Source organism: Serratia sp. H1w, from assembly GCF_000633355.1.
Taxonomy (GTDB): Bacteria; Pseudomonadota; Gammaproteobacteria; order Enterobacterales; family Enterobacteriaceae; genus Chania.
Genome location: NZ_AYMQ01000047.1, coordinates 47647 through 66573 on the forward strand (window position 1 = coordinate 47647; position 18927 = coordinate 66573).

Sequence of the window (18927 nt, forward strand, 5' to 3'; positions counted from 1 at the left end):
GCTAAGCGAGCGCAGCATACGGCGCCCCTACATAAGTGACACATGGTAGCCCACCAATAAAAAGGGCCGCCATCCGGCGACCCTTGTTGTCTAGCTCGATATCGATCAGAACATCGGCTGTGCCATCTGCACCAGCGTGATCAGCGGTTGCGGGTAGATACCCAGCAACAGCACCAACGCGGCAGAGATCAGCACCACCACACCACCGGCGGTCAACGCCCAGTTGTTTGGCGTATCGCGAACCAGGGTTTCCGGCGCACTGAGGAACAGGCTGACGGTCACACGCAGGTAGTAGTACAAGCCGATCGCACTACCCAGCACCACGGCACCGGTCAACCACCACAGGTGGGCACTGACGCCCATCGCAATCACGAAGAACTTACCGATAAAGCCCAGCGTCATCGGAATACCGGCCAGGGAAAGCATCATCACCGTCATCACCGCAGACAGGATTGGCTTGTGCCAGAACAGACCACGGTAAGAGAACAGTGAATCGGCATCCGGGCCACGGTATGGGCTGGACATCAGGCTAACCACACCGAAGGCACCCAGGCTGCTGAACAGGTAACCGGCCAGATAAACCCCGGCGGTTTCCAGCGACAGCTGGTGAGTCTGCACCGCAACCAGTGCCACCAGCAGATAACCCAAGTGAGCGATAGAGGAGTAACCCAGCAGTCGCTTGAGGTTGGTCTGGCTGATCGCCATCAGGTTACCGAACAGGATCGAGCAGACGGCGATGATCGACAACACCATCCGCAACGCTTCGTTATCGGCAGCCGGAGCGTACAGGAACAAACGCATAACCACCGCGAAGATCGCAATCTTGCTGGCGGTAGCCAGGAAGGTTGAGACTGGCGCAGGCGCCCCTTGATACACATCCGGCGTCCACAGCTGGAAAGGTACCAGGGAGAGTTTGAAGCCCAGGCCGACGATCATCATGCCCATGCCTGCCAGGATCAGCGGCTGATGCACCATGCTCTCTTGCATGCTCTTGCCCAGACCGGCCAGTGACAGGTCACCAGATTCGGCGTACAGCAGCGCCATGCCGAACAGCAGGAAGCTGGAGGCCGCAGCAGACAGCACCATGTACTTGATGGCCGCTTCCAGCGAACGCTTCTGGCGATAGGCATAGCCCACCAGACCAAACAGCGGCAGCGAGATCAGCTCAATACCCAGGAACAGTGAAGCCAGGTGGTTGGCACTTGCCAGCAGCAGGCCACCCATGGTGGCAATCAGCACCAGCAGGTAGAACTCTTCGCGGTTATCCGGGTAACCTACCAGCCATGGATAGGCGAAGGTACAGGTTGCCAGACTCGCCAGCAGCACCAGCCCGGAATAGAACATCGAGTAACCGTCAACCCGCACCAGCGGGGTGACGTCCATTGGGCCTACCTGGCCAACAAAGTAGAGTGAAAGCAGCGCCAGGTTAAGACCGATCACTGTCAGGGTGGCATTGATAAAGTGGTCGCGTCGCCACGCAATGCACAGCATCACAACCACCACCGTCAATCCGACGATCAACAGCGGTAACAGTGCGATCAGTTGTTGAGGAGTTATTGTCATGGCGAATTACGGCCTTGTTGTTGAAATTGCTGAAACTGCCGGAGCAAACCAGTGTTGCACGTTGCTCATTGCCGCACTTGAGGTATCGAGGATTGGCTGAGGATACACACCCAGCAGCACCAGCAGTACCACCAACAGCAGAATAATAAACAGTTCACGTGCGGTCATGCCCGGCAACGGTTGGTCAGATTTTGGCGCACCGTAGTAGGCACGCTGCATCATGATCAACGAGTAAACCGAAGCAAACACCAGACCGAAGGTAGAAATCACGGTGATCACTGGCACAACCTGGAAGCTGCCGAACAGGATCATGAATTCACCCACAAAGTTACCGGTACCCGGCATCCCCAAGGTGGCTACCGCAAAGAACAGTGACAGCGCAGGAATGAACTTGATACGTCCCCACAGGCCGCCCATCTGACGCATATCACGGGTGTGCAGACGTTCGTACAGCTGGCCACAGATGATGAACATACCGGCGGCAGACAAGCCATGAGCAATCATCTGGATCACCGCACCCTGGTAAGCCAACTGGCTACCGGTGTAGATGGCGATCAGCACAAAGCCCATATGGGAAACGGAGGTGTAGGCAATCAGACGTTTAATATCGGTCTGTGCGAACGCCATCCAGGCACCGTAGAAGATACCAATCACACCCAGCCACATGGCAATCGGTGCAAACTCGGCTGAAGCGTTCGGGAACAGCGGCAGGCTGAAACGCAGCAGACCGTAGGCCGCCGTCTTCAGCAAGATCCCCGCCAGGTCGACAGAACCCGCAGTTGGTGCCTGGCTGTGCGCATCCGGCAACCAGCCGTGCAATGGCACCACCGGCATTTTCACCGCGAAAGCGATGAAGAAGCCCAGCATCAGCAGATATTCAACGTTGTGCGACATCGGGGTTTTCAGCAGATCTTCGTAGTTGAAGGTCCACACGCCGGTCGCATTGTAGTGCACAAACACCAGACCAAGGATCGCAATCAACATCACCAGACCGCTGGCCTGGGTGTAGATGAAGAACTTGGTTGCTGCGGTGATACGGGTTTTACCATCCGATGCTTTATGACCCCACAAGGCGATCAGGAAGTACATCGGCACCAGCATCATTTCCCAGAAGAAGAAGAACAGGAACAGGTCGATGGCCAGGAACACGCCGATCACGCCGCCCAGGATCCACAGCAGGTTCAGGTGGAAGAAGCCCTGATACTTCTGGATTTCACGCCAGGAACAAAGGATCGCCAACACGCCCAGGAATCCGGTCAGCACTACCATCAGCAGTGACAGGCCGTCCAGCGCCAGGTGAATACTGATACCAAAGCGTGGGATCCACGGCAGCATAAACTCAGACTGCCACTGCGGCATGCCCAGTGGTTTGATCAACGAATAGCCACCCTGCAACCACAGTTGCAGAGAAAGCGCCAACGTCAGCCCCATTGCGATCAACGCTATCCAGCGCGGCATTTTAGTGCCGAAACGCTCGCACTGCCAACACAGCAGACCGCCGATAAAGGGGATAAGAATTAGCCAAGGTAATAGCATGGCGTTTTGTGTCCCTTATATGAATAATCTAAAAAACTTGTATCGGGCCCTTGTTTCGCCAAGGGCCGAACCCAAAATGCGTCTGTTTAAATTATTCAGTTAAACCAGAATCAACAGAGCCAGTACGACCACTGCACCCACACCCATAGACGCGATATACCAGCGGATCTGACCGTTCTCACCCACCGCCAGACCACGGTTCCCCAAGCGGGAGAACACGGCTGGCAGATTCATCAGCGAGTTCAGCGGATCGCTTTGCAGCAGCTTGGCAATACCCAGGTATGGCTTGACGAACACTTTGTCATACAGCCAGTCGAAGCCCCAGGCATGGAACCACCAGGTCGAGAAGAAACGACCCGGAGCGCTGTTCGCGATGCTGTTTACCAGGCGACGTTGGCCCAGCCACAGCGCAGCCGCCAGCAGGATCCCGACGATAGCGACCACGCCAGAGGCGATCTCCAACGTCAGAACGCTGCCGTGTGCCAGTTCAGTCGTCTCAGGCAGTACACCCTGCAACGGCGGCACAATCATCGCGCCGACGAAGGTGGACAGCACCATCAGAACCAGCAGTGGCAGGTGGTGAGTAATACCTTTGCCAGCATGAGCTTTGATTTTCTCTTCGCCGTGGAACACGATGAAGATCATGCGGAAGGTATACAGTGAAGTCATAAATGCGCCAATCAGACCGGCAATCATCAGGTTGAAGTGGCCGTTCGCCATGGCGCCCGCCAGGATTTCATCCTTACTGAAGAAGCCAGCGGTGATGATAGGCAGAGCAGACAGCGCCGCGCCCCCCACCAGGAAGCACACATACACCAGCGGAATGCTCTTGCGCAGGCCCCCCATCTTGAAGATGTTCTGCTCATGATGACAGGCCAGGATCACCGAACCGGAGGACAGGAACAGCAGCGCCTTGAAGAATGCGTGGGTCATCAGGTGGAAGATGGCCGCATCCCATGCCTGCACGCCCAGCGCCAGGAACATGTAGCCAATCTGGCTCATGGTGGAATAGGCCAGCACACGTTTGATGTCGGTCTGCACCAGCGCGGCAAAGCCCGCCAGCAGCAGCGTCACGCCACCAATGATACCGACCAGATTCAGCACTTCCGGCGTCATCAGGAACAGGCCGTGCATACGGGCAATCAGGTAGACACCAGCGGTAACCATCGTTGCCGCGTGGATCAATGCAGATACCGGGGTTGGACCCGCCATCGCATCTGCCAGCCAGGTTTGCAATGGCAACTGAGCCGATTTACCTACCGCGCCACCCAGTAACATCAGGGTTGCCCAGGTCAAGGCCGTATCGCCAACCGCCAGTTTTTGCGGTGCCAGCACCATCAGTTCACGGATGTTCAGCGTACCCAGCTCGTGGTACAGGATGAACAGCGCAATGGCCAGGAACACGTCGCCTACGCGGGTGACGATGAAGGCTTTCATTGCCGCCGCGCCGTTGGCCGGATCTTTGTAGTAGAAACCGATCAACAGGTAGCTGCACAGGCCCACACCTTCCCAACCCAGGTACATCAGCAGCAGGTTGTCTGCCAGTACCAATACCACCATGCTGGCGATAAACAGGTTGGTGTAAGCGAAGAAGCGGGAATAGCCTTCTTCACCACGCATGTACCAGGAAGCGTACATGTGGATCAGGAAGCCGACGCCAGTCACCACCGACAGCATGGTCAGCGACAGGCCGTCCAGCACCAGGGTTACGCCGATGTTGAAATCGCCAACGGCCATCCAGTTCCACAGGCTTTGCTCGTACAGCTGCACACCAGCGGCTTTTTGACTGATAAAATCGATCGCCACATACGCCGTGACCACCGCCGCCAGGCCAATCGACCCAACGCCAACGGTAGCCGCAGTATTTTCAGACCAGCGGCCACGGGAAAATGCCAACAGCAGGAACCCGACCAGCGGTAGCAGAATAGTTAAATATAATAGGTTCATCCGCGCATCTCACTGACAGTGTCGATATCCAGGGTATGACGACGACGGTAGAGTTGCAGCAGTAACGCCAGACCGATACTGGCCTCCGCTGCCGCCAGACTGATTGCCAGGATGTACATCACCTGCCCATCGGTCTGGCCCCAGTAACTGCCCGCCACGATAAACGCCAACGCCGCAGCGTTGATCATCACTTCCAGACTGATCAGCATAAACAGCAGGTTACGGCGTAAAATCAAGCCGGTCAGCCCCAAAACGAACAGGATCGCCGCCAGGATCAGCCCATGTTGAAGAGGGATCATGCTTGGTCCTCCGATTTTCTTTTCGCCATTTCGCTGCTTGGCGGGGTATTGCTGAACACTTCACCCGGTTTGTGCTCACGGCCAATGTGGAAGGCCACGACCAGGCCCGCCAACAGCAGCATTGAAGCCAGCTCAACCGCCAGTACGTAAGGACCAAACAGGCTGATCCCGACCGCTTTGGCATCCACCATCTCACCGGTGATGCCCTGGTCAGAGACGCTGCGGATCGCCACAATCAGTACCACCAGCAGAGCCAGTGACAGCAGACCAGGGCCAATCCAGACGGCCGGTTTCAGCCAGTCACGTTCTTGTTGCTGCACCGCGTTGCCGAGGTTGAGCATCATGACCACGAACACGAACAGCACCATAATGGCACCGGCGTAGACGATGATTTCCAGAGCACCCGCAAAGTAGGCACCCAGTGAGAAAAAGACTGCCGAGATCGCCAGTAAAGAGACGATCAGATACAGCAGCGCATGCACAGGATTGGTATGCGAGATGACGCGAATAGTCGCGACTATCGCAATGAATCCTGCCAAGTAAAAGGCAATTTCCATGCTTGCTGGCTCCTTAAGGCAACAGACCTTTGACGTCGATCGGTTTGGCTTCGTTTTCGGCTTCGCCTTTGGCTTTGCCGTCAATCGCCATACCGGCCATCCGGTAGAAGTTATATTCCGGATATTTACCCGGCCCCGAGATCAACAGATCTTCTTTTTCGTACACCAGATCCTGGCGCTTGAACTCACCCATTTCGAAATCCGGCGTCAGCTGGATGGCGGTAGTTGGGCAAGCCTCTTCGCACAGACCGCAGAAAATGCAGCGTGAGAAGTTGATGCGGAAAAACTCCGGATACCAGCGGCCATCTTTCTGCTCTGCTTTTTGCAGGGAAATACAGCCAACCGGGCAGGCAACCGCACACAGGTTACAGGCTACGCAGCGCTCTTCACCGTCCGGATCGCGCGTCAGCACGATGCGGCCACGGTAGCGCGGCGGCAGGTAAACCGGTTCTTCCGGGTACATCTGGGTTTCGCGTTTGGCGAAGGCGTGCAGGCCAATCATCCAAAGGCTGCGCACCTGGGTGCCGAAACCAACCACTAACTCTTTCAATGTCATGGTTTATTCACCCCTTATTGAGCGTTGTACAAAATGACCGCGGCGGTTGCCAGCAGGTTCAGCAGCGTCAACGGCAGGCAAATTTTCCAGCCGAATGACATCACCTGGTCATAACGCGGACGCGGCAACGAAGCACGGATCAGAATGAACATCACCATGAAGAAGGCCGTTTTCAGTGCGAACCAGATGAATGGCGGCAGGAATGGACCCTGCCAACCGCCGAAGAACAACGTCACAATCAGGGCGGACACGGTGACGATACCGATGTATTCCCCCACGAAGAACAGACCGAATTTCATACCGGAATATTCAATGTGGTAACCGTCAGCCAGTTCCTGCTCGGCTTCCGGTTGGTCAAACGGATGGCGGTGACAGACCGCGACACCGGCAATCGCAAAGGTAATGAAACCAAAGAATTGCGGAATGACGTTCCAGATGTGTTCCTGTGATTCAACAATCGCCTGCATGTTGAACGAGTCGGCTTGCGCCACCACGCCCAGCACGGACAGGCCGAGGAACACTTCGTAGCTCAGGGTTTGTGCCGAAGCACGCATCGCCCCTAACAGCGAGTATTTGTTGTTACTGGACCAGCCGGCGAACAGGACGGCATACACCGCCAGGCCAGCCATCATCAGGAAGAACAGAATACCGATGTTAAGATCGGCCACCGACCAGGTCGGGCTGACCGGCACGATGGCAAAGGCCAACAGCAGCGAGGTAAAGGCGATCACCGGGGCCAGCGTAAAGATCATGCGGTCGGCGAAGGTCGGAACCCAGTCTTCCTTGAAGAACATTTTGATCATGTCGGCGACCAGCTGCAGCGAACCGCCCCAGCCGACACGGTTTGGCCCGTAACGGTTCTGGAACAGGCCCAGCAGACGGCGTTCGCCGAAGCTCATAAAGGCCCCGCAGGTGACGACTACCAACAGGATCACCACCGCTTTCAACACGGCGATCAGGATGTCGATCACCTCAGGTGTAAACCAGCTCATAGTGCCGCCTCCCGCAGATTTTCAACCTTCGCACCCACCAGTACCGGCGGGATCCCTGGCAAGCCAAGCGGCAAACCAACCTGGCCTTGGCTCAGGGTTTCACTCAGGCGTACCGGCAAACGTAACGTCTGGCCAGCACAGCTGAACTCGACCCAGGTACCGGCGTTAACGCCAAGCTGTGCGGCGTCGGCAACGTTGACCATCACATAAGCCTGCGGCATGCGCTGCTGGATCACGTCTGAACGCTGCGACATTTCGTCACTGCCGAACAGATGGTAATACGGCGCCACACGCCAGCCTTCGGCTTTAAACGCGGCAGGGATTGCGGTGAAGTAACCGAGGTTCCCCTCCCCTGCTTCGATCAGGCGGATACCCGGATCGCCATGACGCAGTTTGCCACCCACTTCGGCCTGGAACTTGTTCCATGCCTGCGGTGAGTTCCAACCTGGAGCCCAGGCGAATGGGATCTGCTGACGATCGGCCAGCGGGCTGTTGTTCCCTTCCATCGAGAAGGCGAACATGGTGTCTTTGTCCTGCGGCTGACGCGGTTCATGCACGCTGATATCGGCACGCATCGCGGTACGGCCACTGTAGCGGTGCGGTGAACGAGCCAGTTTCTGACCACGGATGCGGAAGGTCGCATCTGGTGCCGCCTCGACAATACCTTGCAACTGCGGCAATGCGGTTACGCAGGCGGCAATCACGTCATCGAGTTGAGTCCAGTCGACCTGACGGCTGGTATAGGTGGAGTGCAGCGAGTGCATCCAACGCCAGCTTTCCAGCATCACGCTGTAGATATTTTTCTTGGCATCATCGTAATAAGCCGGGTCATAGACCTGGAAGAAGCGCTGTGCGCGGCCTTCCTGGCTGACCAGGGTCCCATCGCTCTCTGCGAAACTGGCCGCAGACAGGATCAGGTTGGCTTTATCCATGATGGCGGTGCGCTGATGGTCGGCAACGATCAGGTTACTGACCTTGGCCAACGCAGCATCCACTTTAGCTGCCGGTGCGTGACGATAGAGATCGTTCTCCATCACGATGGCAGTATCGGCAGCGCCACTTTCCAGTTGCACTAGTGCTTCATCAAGTGAACCACCGCCGATCATCGCCAGGCCCATGCTGTTGGCAGCGGCTGCAACGAAGGTGATACCCACGTTGGCACCGCGACCTTTCAACGCCTTGGCAATGTTGGCCGCAGCTTCAATGATCGCTGTACTGCCCGCATTGCTGCCGGTCACGATCAGTGGCTTCTGCGCACCGGCCAGCGCCTGTACGATAACGTCGATTTTCTTGTTCAGGTCTTCAGCTAGATCGCTCACCGCCGGAGCCGACTCATCCAGCGCGTGGGCAATGGCGAAGCCTAAACGGGCTTGCTCATCCACCGGCGCACGGTAGTTCCAGGCGGCGATGTCGTCCAGACGGGTGTTATCAACGTTGGTGATGAACAGTGGGTGTTTGGCGTGCTGACCGATGGTTTGCACCGCCGCGATCTGCCAGTCGGCAACGCGGTGGGCCGCAGCCATCGCACGGGCTTTACCCTTCACTGCCTGACGTACCGACAGCGCGATACGAGCGCCGGTTTGGGTCAAATCTTCACCCAGTACCAACACCGCGTCGTAGCTTTCGATTTCACGCAGGTTAGGCGTATACACGCCGCTGTTTTTCAACACGTTGAGCATCAGGTCCAGGCGTTGTTGTTCAGCCTGATTGATACCGGTGTAGAAGTTCTCGGCACCGACCAGCTCACGCAACGCAAAGTTGCTTTCCAGGCTGGCGCGCGGTGAACCGATACCGATGGTTTTGTTGGCCTGACGCAGAATATCTGCCGCACCCTGCATCGCCTGTTCGGCGTTCAGAGTGATCCAGTCGTTGCCACGCAGTTGCTGCGGCTGACGAGGGCGATCTTTCTGATTTACATAACCATAACCAAAGCGGCCGCGGTCACACAGGAAGTAGTGGTTTACGCTGCCGTTGTAACGGTTTTCGATACGGCGCAGTTCGCCATAGCGTTCACCCGGGCTGGTGTTACAACCGATGCTGCACTGTTGGCAGATGCTCGGGGCAAACTGCATGTCCCATTTACGGTTGTAGCGCTCGGAGTGGGTCTTGTCGGTGAATACGCCGGTTGGGCACACTTCTACCAGGTTACCGGAGAACTCGCTTTCCAGCGTGCCGCTTTCCGGACGACCGAAATAGACGTTGTCGTGCGCGCCGTACACACCGAAATCGGTGCCATCCGCATAGTCTTTGTAGTAACGCACACAACGGTAGCAGGCGATGCAGCGGTTCATCTCGTGCGAGATAAATGGCCCCAGTTCCTGGTTGTTGTGGGTACGCTTACTGAAGCGATATTTACGGAAGCTGTGGCCGGTCATTACTGTCATATCTTGCAGGTGACAGTTACCGCCTTCTTCACATACCGGACAGTCGTGCGGGTGGTTGGTCATCAACCACTCGACCACGCTCTCGCGGAACTGTTTGGCTTCGGCGTCATCGATGGAAATAAAGGTTCCATCGGATGCCGGTGTCATACAGGACATCACCAAACGGCCACGCGTATCGTCCGCGTTTTGGTATTGCTTTACCGCACATTGGCGGCAAGCGCCGACGCTTCCAAGCGCCGGATGCCAGCAAAAGTAAGGAATATCGAGGCCGAGGGACAGACACGCCTGCAACAGGTTGTCGGCTCCATCTACGTCGTATTCTTTGCCGTCTACATGAATCGTAGCCATAGTCAGCATGCTTCCAAGTGGCCTACCCATAAGGCAGGCGTTAATCAAAAATTCTGGCCGTGTTTCGGGGCGCGCTCACCGCGCCCAGGCAACGCGAGATTACCAGCGCTGCTTCAACAAGTTGTTTGGCTGAATGCCGCCAATCGCCTGGAGGTTGCCCAAATACTGTGGGGCGATCCCGGCTTCAAACTCTTCACGGAAATATTTAATCGCGCTTTGCAGTGGCTCTACGGCACCTGGCGCATGGGCGCAGAAGGTTTTACCTGGGCCAAGGGAGCGGCACAGCTGCTCGAGGGTTTCGATATCCCCCGGCTGGCCTTCGCCTTTTTCCAAAGCACGCAGGATCTTCACGCTCCACGGCAAGCCGTCACGGCACGGTGTACACCAGCCACAGGACTCGCGGGCAAAGAACTCTTCCAGGTTACGCACCAGGGGAACCATGCCGATCTCGTGATCCACCGCCATCGCCAGCGCCGTACCTAAACGGCTGCCCGCTTTGCCGATGCTTTCGAAGTCCATTGGCAGATCCAGGTGATCGGCGGTCAGGAAGTCGGTACCTGCCCCGCCCGGCTGCCAGGCTTTAAATTTCAGGCCATCGCGCATGCCACCGGCGTAATCTTCCAGGATTTCACGAGCGGTGGTGCCAAACGGCAGTTCCCAGACGCCTGGGTTTTTCACCCGGCCGGAGAAGCCCATCAGTTTGGTACCGGCGTCGTTACTCTTACCGGCGGAGATCCCTTTGTACCAATCCACACCATGCTCAAGGATGGCAGGCACGTTACACAGGGTCTCTACGTTGTTCACGCAGGTCGGCTTGCCCCATACGCCCACGGAAGCAGGGAATGGCGGCTTGGAGCGCGGGTTGGCACGGCGGCCTTCCAGCGAGTTGATCAGCGCCGTTTCTTCACCACAGATGTAGCGGCCAGCGCCAGTGTGGACGATCAGCTCGAAGTCAAAGCCGCTGCCCAGGATATTTTTACCCAGCAGGCCCGCTTCTGTCGCTTCGGCAATCGCACGGCGCAGGTGAACTGCGGCCTCGATATATTCGCCACGCAGGAAGATGTAACCGCGATAGGCTTTCAGCGCGAATGCCGAAATCAGCATGCCTTCCACCAGCAGGTGCGGCAGTTGCTCCATCAGCAGACGGTCTTTATAGGTGCCCGGCTCCATTTCATCGGCGTTACACAGCAGGTAACGGATGTTCATGGACTCGTCTTTCGGCATCAGGCTCCACTTCAAACCGGTGGAGAAACCTGCGCCACCACGGCCCTTCAGCCCGGCGTCTTTCACCAGGGTGACGATGTCGTCGGCGGCCATGCCTTTCAGCGCTTTTTCCGCGCCCTGATAACCGTTTTTGCTGCGATATTCATCCAGCCAGACCGGCTGTTGGTCATCGCGCAGACGCCAGGTCAGCGGGTGCATTTCGGCAGTACGTTTGATATCAATCATCATTTATACCGCTCCAACAGTTCGACCGCGTTTTCTGGCGTCAGGTGAGCATGAGTATCGTCATCGATCATCATGTTCGGGCCTTTGTCACAGTTACCCAGGCAGCAGGTTGGCAACAGGGTGAAACGACCGTCGAAGGTAGTCTGACCCGGCTTGATTTTGAGCTTGTTTTCCAGCGCGGCCTGAATGCCCTGGTAGCCGTTGATGTGACAAACTACGCTGTCACAATAACGGATCACATGGCGGCCTACCGGCTGGCGGAAAATCTGGCTGTAGAACGTGGCCACGCCTTCTACGTCGCTGGCTGGGATGCCCAGCACTTCAGCGATGGCATAAATCGCCCCATCCGGAACCCAACCACGCTGCTTCTGCACGATCTTCAGTGCTTCAATGGAGGCGGCGCGTGGATCCTCGTAATGGTGCTTTTCGTGCTCGATCGCATCACGCTCTTCCGCACTCAGCACAAATGCATCAGCGCCGCTCTGGGGAGCGGCTGCATTGGTGGCCTCAAGCGCATCGTGACTCACGTGAGTGTCTTTAAGATCATGCATAGTTAGCGGTCCACATCTGACATTACAAAATCGATACTACCCAGATAGACGATCAGGTCAGAGACCAGGCTGCCACGGATCACCGCAGGGATTTGCTGCAGGTGAGCATAGCTCGGCGTACGTATCCTGGTGCGATAGCTCATGGTGCTGCCGTCGCTGGTCAGGTAGTAGCTGTTGATCCCTTTCGTGGCTTCAACCATCTGGAATGATTCGTTGGCTGGCATCACCGGGCCCCAGGAAACCTGCAGGAAGTGGGTGATCAGCGTTTCAATATGTTGCAGCGTGCGCTCTTTCGGTGGCGGAGTCGTCAGCGGGTGATCGGCCTTGAACGGGCCTTCCGGCATGTTGTTCAGGCACTGCTCGAGAATGCGCAGGCTTTGACGCAGTTCTTCCACTTTCAACATAACGCGGGTATAGCAGTCGCTGTTGCCGTCGCCGACCGGCACTTCGAAATCGAAGTTTTCATAGCCGGAGTATGGACGCCATTTACGTACGTCAAACTCAACGCCGGTAGCACGCAGGCCAGCACCGGTGACACCCCATTCCAACGCTTCTTTCGCGTTGTAAGAAGCCACGCCGACAGAACGCCCTTTCAAAACGGAGTTGTGCAGTGCCGCCTTCACATAGGAGTCGAGACGCTTCGGCATCCAGTCCAGGAAGTCACGCAGCAGGCGATCCCAGCCACGCGGCAGGTCGTGCGCCACGCCACCAATACGGAACCAGGCCGGGTGCATACGGAAGCCGGTAATCGCTTCAACGACATCATAAACTTTCTGACGGTCGGTAAAGGCGAAGAACACCGGGGTCATCGCGCCCACGTCTTGGATAAAGGTACTGATGTACAGTAGGTGACTGTTGATGCGGAACAGCTCAGACAGCATGACGCGGATGGTATTGACACGATCCGGCACGACGATCCCGGCCAGTTTTTCCACCGCCAGTACGTAAGGCATTTCGTTTACGCAGCCGCCGAGATACTCGATACGGTCGGTATACGGAATGAAGCTGTGCCAGGACTGGCGCTCGCCCATCTTCTCTGCGCCACGGTGGTGGTAACCCACGTCTGGCACACAGTCGACGATATCTTCACCGTCCAGTTGCAGAATAATACGGAATGCACCGTGTGAAGACGGGTGGTTCGGGCCAAGGTTGAGGAACATGAAGTCCTCGTTCTCGGTGCCGCGCTTCATGCCCCACTCTTCCGGCTTGAACTTCAGCGACTCCATCTCCAGATCTTCTTTCTGTTTGGTCAACACAAAGGGATCGAATTCGGTGGCACGTGCCGGGTAGTCTTTACGCAGTGGATGACCTTCCCAGCTCTGCGGCATCATGATGCGCGTCAGGTGCGGGTGGCCGTCGAAGGTAATACCGAACATTTCCCAGGTTTCCCGCTCATACCAGTTGGCATTCGGGAAAATCTTGGTCACTGTGGGCACGTGCAGGTCTTTTTCAGACAGCGCCACTTTCAGCATGATGTCGCGGTTACGTTCGACAGAGATCAGATGGTAGAAAACAGAGAAGTCCGCAGCAGGCAAGCCTTCACGGTGGGTACGAAGACGCTCGTCCATGCCATGCAGGTCGAACAGCATCACGTAAGGCTTCGGTTGTTTTCTTAAAAACGTCATTACTTCCAGCAACTGCTCAACTTTAACCCATACCACGGGCATTCCGGTACGGGTTGGCTGAACAGTAAAGGCTTCCGGCCCAAAACGGTTGCGCAGTTCGCCGATCACCGGATCATCGAGATGATCGCGGGTATGCCAAGCAGGCAGAGCTTCGTGCGTCGTTAAATCTGTCATAATTTTTTTCACCACACTAAAGGGTTATTTAGCCGCAAGTTCAACTTTTCGCTGTGTTAACCAATAGCGCACTAAGATGGACGTTAAATGAACGTCTTAAATCTCGTCAGGCGACCGAAGGTTGGTTACCGCAATACGCTCGGCGTGCTTACGTTCTTTTTCTGATGGCATATTGGCGCGGTACACGCCCTGATCGCCAACGACCCACGACAGCGGGCGACGTTCTTTGCCGATGGATTCCTGCAGCAGCAAAAGTGCCTGCATGTAAGCTTCCGGGCGCGGTGGGCAGCCAGGGATATACACGTCGACCGGCAGGAATTTATCCACGCCCTGGACCACTGAGTAGATATCGTACATGCCGCCGGAGTTGGCGCAGGAGCCCATCGAGATCACCCATTTAGGCTCCAGCATTTGCTCGTACAAACGCTGAATGACCGGGGCCATCTTGGTAAAGCAGGTGCCGGCAACGACCATAAAGTCGGCCTGGCGTGGGGAAGCACGCAGAACTTCCGCACCAAAACGCGCCACGTCATGAACGGCGGTAAACGAAGTCACCATTTCCACATAACAGCACGAAAGGCCGAAGTTATACGGCCAAAGAGAGTTTTTACGCCCCCAGTTCACCATGTCATGCAAAGCATGTTCGAGTTTACCCATGTAAACCGTACGGTGAACCTGCTGCTCAAGGGGATCGCCAACGATCTCCTGTTTTTGCAGGGGATAACGGTCGTTCTCACCGTTCGGGTCTATGCGGGTGAGCGTATAGTCCATCTTAATGCCTCGCTGTTACTGCGGATGACTGTTGCTAGCGTTCTTGATGATAGTTGGCTTACTCAAACGCTTGGAGCGCGTCGGAGTCCAATCCAATGCGCCGATACGCACCAGATAAACCAAACCAGCCAATAACACCAAAATGAAAATGGCGGCTTCGATAAAGCCTACCCAACCGCTCTCACGAATCGAGACCGACCAGGCGTACAGGTATAAGGCTTCAACATCGAAGATGACGAAGAACATGGCAACCAGGTAGAACTTGGCGGACAAACGCAGACGCGCCGTACCGACCGAGTCGACCCCGGATTCATAAGGGGTGTTTTTGGCGCGAGCCTGGGCTCTCCCACCCAAGAAGAACGCACCCAGCAGCATAAAGCCGCAGAGCCCGATAGCCATGATAAGAAATACGGCGAACGCCCAGTGATGAGCGATGACTTCAATGGTTGTTGACATACTCTATGCTTACTCATCAAAAGTGGCGTCGATCGCTCTGCTCTTGTAACTGGCAGTTAGTGCACCACATCGATTTAAGGGAAGGATAAATAACCACACAAACAGGCTGCTTTTACAGAGAGTTAGGCAGTGTTTTACTGTGGGCTTTTTACTCCTTTCTATAACCTTTTGTCAACTTTGACAAAAGTATCTACACACTAATTTACATACGAAGCATTTAATTAACATATGATGCGCTTGGCTTAGGCTAAATCGTGTCAGTTGTTTGCTCAACAGAAACAGATAGATATAAACCAAGGTGCTCATTTCACTTTTACTATACCATTCTCTCAGGAATTCCCTGTTGTTCCACTCACTACCTAGGGGTATTTTTTTGATCCAGGACACGTTTCAGACAGAAAACCTCAAAAAAAGTGTGGCAGTTTAACAATTTTTGTCAAATTTAGGTAAAAAAACGCCAACGTAAAATAGCAAAATAACCTTACCGATTCCAGGTATTTACTTGTTGTTATCGCTGGATAAAAAACGAACAACTTAGGAGAATTCAGAGTCTACCCCCGATGAATCATAGAAAAATACCCATTTAGCATAAAAATCCTCCTCAACCCGGCAAAAATCCTAACTTCCCTTTTTTCAGACCAAAAAAAACCTCCGCCTGGGCGGAGGTTGGTCACTGGTAATACGACTAGCTTAGGGTAAAACGCTACTCTTCGCTATCGGCCAGGCTTGGGCCTGCTTCGACTACCGAAGATTCGCCGCCGCCAAAGTGGTAGATCTCACTGCCGTTTTGCACGGCGCTGAAGATCGCCATGGCCAGTTCATTCTCACACTTCATGTCTTTACACAACGCATACTGGGTATCAGGAAGATGCGGCAAGCCTTCTGCCGTGCCCAACACTCGCAGATCCGGGCTCATCATCTCGATTGGCCGCGCGGTGATCCCCAGCCCTGCCCGACACGCAGCACGCACCGCAGACAGCGTTGAGGCCACGTAGGCAATACGCCAAGGAATACCGGCAGCGTCAAGATGCTTGATCGCCATCGCGCGGAACGGGCTTGGCTCATCCATCACCACCAGAGGGATCGGCTCCCCTGCCTGGTAATGGTAATCCGCCGAGCAGTACCACAGCGTCGGTGAAGTGCGCAGCACGATGTGCGGATGCCCTTCGGTATCCACGGTGGTGATGGCCAGATCGACTTCGCCGTTCTTCAGCATGTCGATCATGAACGGGCTACGCTTCACCCGCACATCAATCGCCAGCTTGGGATAGACCGAAGTCACCCGGCTGAGCAAGAAGGGCAAAATAGTATCGGCGGTATCATCGGAAGCCCCGATAGTCAGGACGCCGTTGATGTTGTTGTACATCAAGGAGGCACAGGCTTCGTCGTTGAAGCGCAGGATTTTCCTGGCGTAGCCGAGAAGCTGGATACCGTGTTCGGTCAACAACTTATTGCGCCCATGACGGGCGAACAACTCTTTGCCAACCAATTGCTCTAACCGCTGCATTTGTTGACTGACTGCGGACTGAGTACGACAAACGGCAACGGCAGCCGCCGCAAACGTATTCAAATCAGCAACAGCAACAAAGGTTCTTAGCAGATCGAGGTCGAGATTAAGTATCGGACGATTTGCACTTGTCATAGTGTTTTCTTCACTTTTTAAATTCTAATTTACAAACTACCCTGGTGTATTTCTAAGACGCAGCTAAAAAGGGCATGCGTCACTTATGACAGTACCCCACTCATTAGAAGAGGGCAAAAAAATTACTTATATTTCGTTATCTGCATCGCTTTTTATCCATGATCTATCGCAACGGCTTATTGATAGTGGTGAAAGTTACGACGAAAAGTGCTTAGCCCTATAAGGTTTGATAATCCTATCGTGGCGAAATCAGCCCTTTCCTCCCTGTTACCGCGATCCCTGGCCGCCAGAGACCCTGCCAGTATTGTTGTTTTCTGTACAAAATATTAACAACCTGCCGAATATCCAGCGGCCAACCTATTAGGGAATTTAATAAATTCAAGCGGTAAGACTTTTCATTATTAAATTTCGCGGGTGATTAGTTAAATAAAATTCAAGTTAATTACTAAAGCAGGTCTAATGTAATTATACCCTAAGTCAGTGTGGTATTGTCAGCTCAGACAAGAAAGCAGATTAATCCCATATTGTTATTTTTAAACGGTCAGAGTGTTTTTTACCGCCAAACAGTGCGTCTTTTAACGGCTAACCGGTAAAAAACCCTTACGTTACACGCACTTTTCTCCATATATAAACCTTAAAACAGCGTTAGCATTGGATTTAAACACTGAAAAAACATTATTTACAGATGGTTATTATCTTAAAAAGCCACTTCTGCCGATCGATCTCACCAAAGCAGTGCATAACCCTTCAAAAGGCGGGCTGCAAGGAGTACATTGGACAGATTGCGGTGTTCCACGGTAGGAACGACCCTATCTTAGCAAAAGGCCCAACTTTCTATGTCCCCCATTGAGAAATCCAGCAAACTGGACAACGTCTGTTATGACATTCGTGGCCCAGTACTCAAAGAAGCCAAACGTCTTGAAGAAGAAGGCAACAAGGTCCTCAAACTGAACATTGGCAACCCTGCCCCGTTCGGCTTTGACGCTCCCGATGAAATTCTGGTCGACGTGATCCGCAACCTGCCAACGGCGCAAGGCTACTGTGACTCCAAAGGGCTTTACTCGGCGCGCAAAGCGATCATGCAGCACTACCAGGCACGTAACATGCGTGACGTGACCGTTGAAGATATCTACATTGGCAATGGCGTGTCTGAGCTGATCGTGCAATCGATGCAGGCGCTGCTGAACATCGGTGATGAAATGCTGGTGCCAGCGCCAGACTATCCGTTGTGGACTGCCGCCGTTTCGCTTTCCAGCGGTAAGGCCGTGCACTATATGTGCGACGAAGAATCTGGCTGGTTCCCGGACCTGGACGATATCCGCAGCAAAATCACTCCACGTACCCGCGGTATCGTGATCATCAACCCGAATAACCCGACGGGTGCGGTCTACAGCAAAGAACTGCTGGAGCAGATCGTCGAGATCGCCCGCCAGCATGACCTGATCATCTTTGCCGATGAGATCTACGACAAGATCCTGTACGACGAGGCACAGCACCACTCTATTGCCGCGTTGGCCCCAGACCTGTTGACCGTCACCTTTAACGGCTTGTCCAAAACCTATCGCGTTGCCGGTTTCCGTCAGGGATGGATGGTGCTCAACGGGCCGAAGAAACATGCCAAAGGCTATATTGAAGGGTTGGAAATGCTGGCTTCCATGCGTCTGTGTGCCAACGTACCGATGCAGCATGCGATCCAGACGGCATTGGGGGGTTACCAAAGCATTAGTGAATTTATTCAGCCTGGTGGTCGCCTGTATGAACAACGTGACCGCACCTGGGAGCTGCTCAACGAGATCCCTGGCGTTTCCTGCGTGAAACCTCAAGGGGCGCTTTATATGTTCCCACGCATCGACGCCAAACGTTTTAACATCCGCGATGACCAAAAGCTGGTGTTGGATCTGTTGTTGCAAGAAAAGGTGTTGCTGGTACAGGGCAGCGCGTTCAACTGGCCTTACCCAGACCACGTTCGTATCGTTACGCTGCCCCGCGTGGATGAATTGGAAATGGCGGTGGGCAAGCTGGGCCGCTTCCTGGAAACCTATCACCAATAATTTCTTGCCGGGCGCAGCATGCTGCG

Annotated in this window: 15 protein-coding genes; 1 reads left to right on the forward strand and 14 read right to left on the reverse strand. The window is 54.8% G+C overall.

Annotated elements, in window-relative coordinates:
* Positions 1–105 precede the first annotated feature (105 nt).
* The 14 genes from nuoN to lrhA all read right to left on the reverse strand — a co-directional run bounded on the left by nuoN (position 106) and on the right by lrhA (position 16850).
* Positions 106–1563, reverse strand: coding sequence for an NADH-quinone oxidoreductase subunit NuoN (gene nuoN, locus U869_RS0110135; RefSeq protein WP_025122813.1), 1458 nt, complete (start codon positions 1561–1563; stop codon positions 106–108).
* 6 nt (positions 1564–1569) lie between these two features.
* Complete coding sequence (gene nuoM, locus U869_RS0110140) at positions 1570–3099, reverse strand: NADH-quinone oxidoreductase subunit M (RefSeq protein ID WP_025122812.1); 1530 nt, start codon at positions 3097–3099, stop codon at positions 1570–1572.
* A 99-nt stretch (positions 3100–3198) separates the two neighbouring features.
* Positions 3199–5046: an NADH-quinone oxidoreductase subunit L gene (gene nuoL / locus U869_RS0110145; RefSeq protein WP_025122811.1), complete on the reverse strand. Its 1848-nt coding sequence runs from the start codon at positions 5044–5046 to the stop codon at positions 3199–3201.
* Positions 5043–5345 carry an NADH-quinone oxidoreductase subunit NuoK gene (gene nuoK / locus U869_RS0110150; RefSeq protein ID WP_025122810.1) on the reverse strand — a complete coding sequence of 101 codons (303 nt, stop codon included), beginning with the start codon at positions 5343–5345 and terminating at the stop codon, positions 5043–5045. The genes nuoL and nuoK overlap by 4 nt, the downstream gene beginning before the upstream one ends.
* Positions 5342–5902 (reverse strand): NADH-quinone oxidoreductase subunit J, encoded by a 561-nt coding sequence (nuoJ, locus tag U869_RS0110155; RefSeq protein WP_025122809.1) that lies wholly within the window; start codon positions 5900–5902, stop codon positions 5342–5344. The genes nuoK and nuoJ overlap by 4 nt, the downstream gene beginning before the upstream one ends.
* Positions 5903–5915: 13 nt before the next feature.
* Positions 5916–6458 (reverse strand): NADH-quinone oxidoreductase subunit NuoI, encoded by a 543-nt coding sequence (gene nuoI / locus U869_RS0110160; RefSeq protein ID WP_021178518.1) that lies wholly within the window; start codon positions 6456–6458, stop codon positions 5916–5918.
* Between the two features lie 14 nt (positions 6459–6472).
* On the reverse strand, positions 6473–7450 hold the full coding sequence (gene nuoH / locus U869_RS0110165; protein WP_025122808.1) for an NADH-quinone oxidoreductase subunit NuoH: 978 nt from the start codon (positions 7448–7450) through the stop codon (positions 6473–6475).
* Entirely contained in the window at positions 7447–10182 is a 2736-nt protein-coding gene (nuoG, locus tag U869_RS0110170; protein ID WP_025122807.1) for an NADH-quinone oxidoreductase subunit NuoG, read from the reverse strand. The genes nuoH and nuoG overlap by 4 nt, the downstream gene beginning before the upstream one ends.
* Before the next feature lie 99 nt (positions 10183–10281).
* Positions 10282–11634, reverse strand: coding sequence for an NADH-quinone oxidoreductase subunit NuoF (gene nuoF / locus U869_RS0110175; protein ID WP_025122806.1), 1353 nt, complete (start codon positions 11632–11634; stop codon positions 10282–10284).
* A complete protein-coding gene (gene nuoE, locus U869_RS0110180) occupies positions 11631–12182 on the reverse strand; it encodes an NADH-quinone oxidoreductase subunit NuoE (protein ID WP_025122805.1) in 552 nt (183 codons plus the stop codon). The genes nuoF and nuoE overlap by 4 nt, the downstream gene beginning before the upstream one ends.
* A gap of 2 nt (positions 12183–12184) precedes the next feature.
* Entirely contained in the window at positions 12185–13981 is a 1797-nt protein-coding gene (nuoC, locus tag U869_RS0110185) for an NADH-quinone oxidoreductase subunit C/D (protein WP_025122804.1), read from the reverse strand.
* A 96-nt stretch (positions 13982–14077) separates the two neighbouring features.
* On the reverse strand, positions 14078–14752 hold the full coding sequence (locus U869_RS0110190) for an NADH-quinone oxidoreductase subunit B family protein (protein ID WP_021178525.1): 675 nt from the start codon (positions 14750–14752) through the stop codon (positions 14078–14080).
* A gap of 15 nt (positions 14753–14767) precedes the next feature.
* The gene (locus U869_RS0110195; RefSeq protein ID WP_021178526.1) at positions 14768–15208 is read right to left on the reverse strand and encodes an NADH-quinone oxidoreductase subunit A; all 441 of its coding nucleotides are present in this window, start codon (positions 15206–15208) and stop codon (positions 14768–14770) included.
* Positions 15209–15911: 703 nt separating this feature from the next.
* A complete protein-coding gene (gene lrhA, locus U869_RS0110200; protein ID WP_025122803.1) occupies positions 15912–16850 on the reverse strand; it encodes a transcriptional regulator LrhA in 939 nt (312 codons plus the stop codon).
* Positions 16851–17686: 836 nt separating this feature from the next.
* On the opposite strand from lrhA, the gene U869_RS0110205 reads away from it, so the two are divergent.
* A complete protein-coding gene (locus U869_RS0110205; RefSeq protein ID WP_025122802.1) occupies positions 17687–18901 on the forward strand; it encodes a pyridoxal phosphate-dependent aminotransferase in 1215 nt (404 codons plus the stop codon).
* Positions 18902–18927 lie beyond the last annotated feature (26 nt).

Coding starts and splice junctions, on each gene's coding strand:
- nuoN (WP_025122813.1), bottom strand. CDS start 1,563: ATGACAATAACTCCTCAACAACTGATCGCACTGTTACCGCTGTTGATC.
- nuoM (WP_025122812.1), bottom strand. CDS start 3,099: ATGCTATTACCTTGGCTAATTCTTATCCCCTTTATCGGCGGTCTGCTG.
- nuoL (WP_025122811.1), bottom strand. CDS start 5,046: ATGAACCTATTATATTTAACTATTCTGCTACCGCTGGTCGGGTTCCTG.
- nuoK (WP_025122810.1), bottom strand. CDS start 5,345: ATGATCCCTCTTCAACATGGGCTGATCCTGGCGGCGATCCTGTTCGTT.
- nuoJ (WP_025122809.1), bottom strand. CDS start 5,902: ATGGAAATTGCCTTTTACTTGGCAGGATTCATTGCGATAGTCGCGACT.
- nuoI (WP_021178518.1), bottom strand. CDS start 6,458: ATGACATTGAAAGAGTTAGTGGTTGGTTTCGGCACCCAGGTGCGCAGC.
- nuoH (WP_025122808.1), bottom strand. CDS start 7,450: ATGAGCTGGTTTACACCTGAGGTGATCGACATCCTGATCGCCGTGTTG.
- nuoG (WP_025122807.1), bottom strand. CDS start 10,182: ATGGCTACGATTCATGTAGACGGCAAAGAATACGACGTAGATGGAGCC.
- nuoF (WP_025122806.1), bottom strand. CDS start 11,634: ATGATGATTGATATCAAACGTACTGCCGAAATGCACCCGCTGACCTGG.
- nuoE (WP_025122805.1), bottom strand. CDS start 12,182: ATGCATGATCTTAAAGACACTCACGTGAGTCACGATGCGCTTGAGGCC.
- nuoC (WP_025122804.1), bottom strand. CDS start 13,981: ATGACAGATTTAACGACGCACGAAGCTCTGCCTGCTTGGCATACCCGC.
- U869_RS0110190 (WP_021178525.1), bottom strand. CDS start 14,752: ATGGACTATACGCTCACCCGCATAGACCCGAACGGTGAGAACGACCGT.
- U869_RS0110195 (WP_021178526.1), bottom strand. CDS start 15,208: ATGTCAACAACCATTGAAGTCATCGCTCATCACTGGGCGTTCGCCGTA.
- lrhA (WP_025122803.1), bottom strand. CDS start 16,850: ATGACAAGTGCAAATCGTCCGATACTTAATCTCGACCTCGATCTGCTA.
- U869_RS0110205 (WP_025122802.1), top strand. CDS start 17,687: ATGTCCCCCATTGAGAAATCCAGCAAACTGGACAACGTCTGTTATGAC.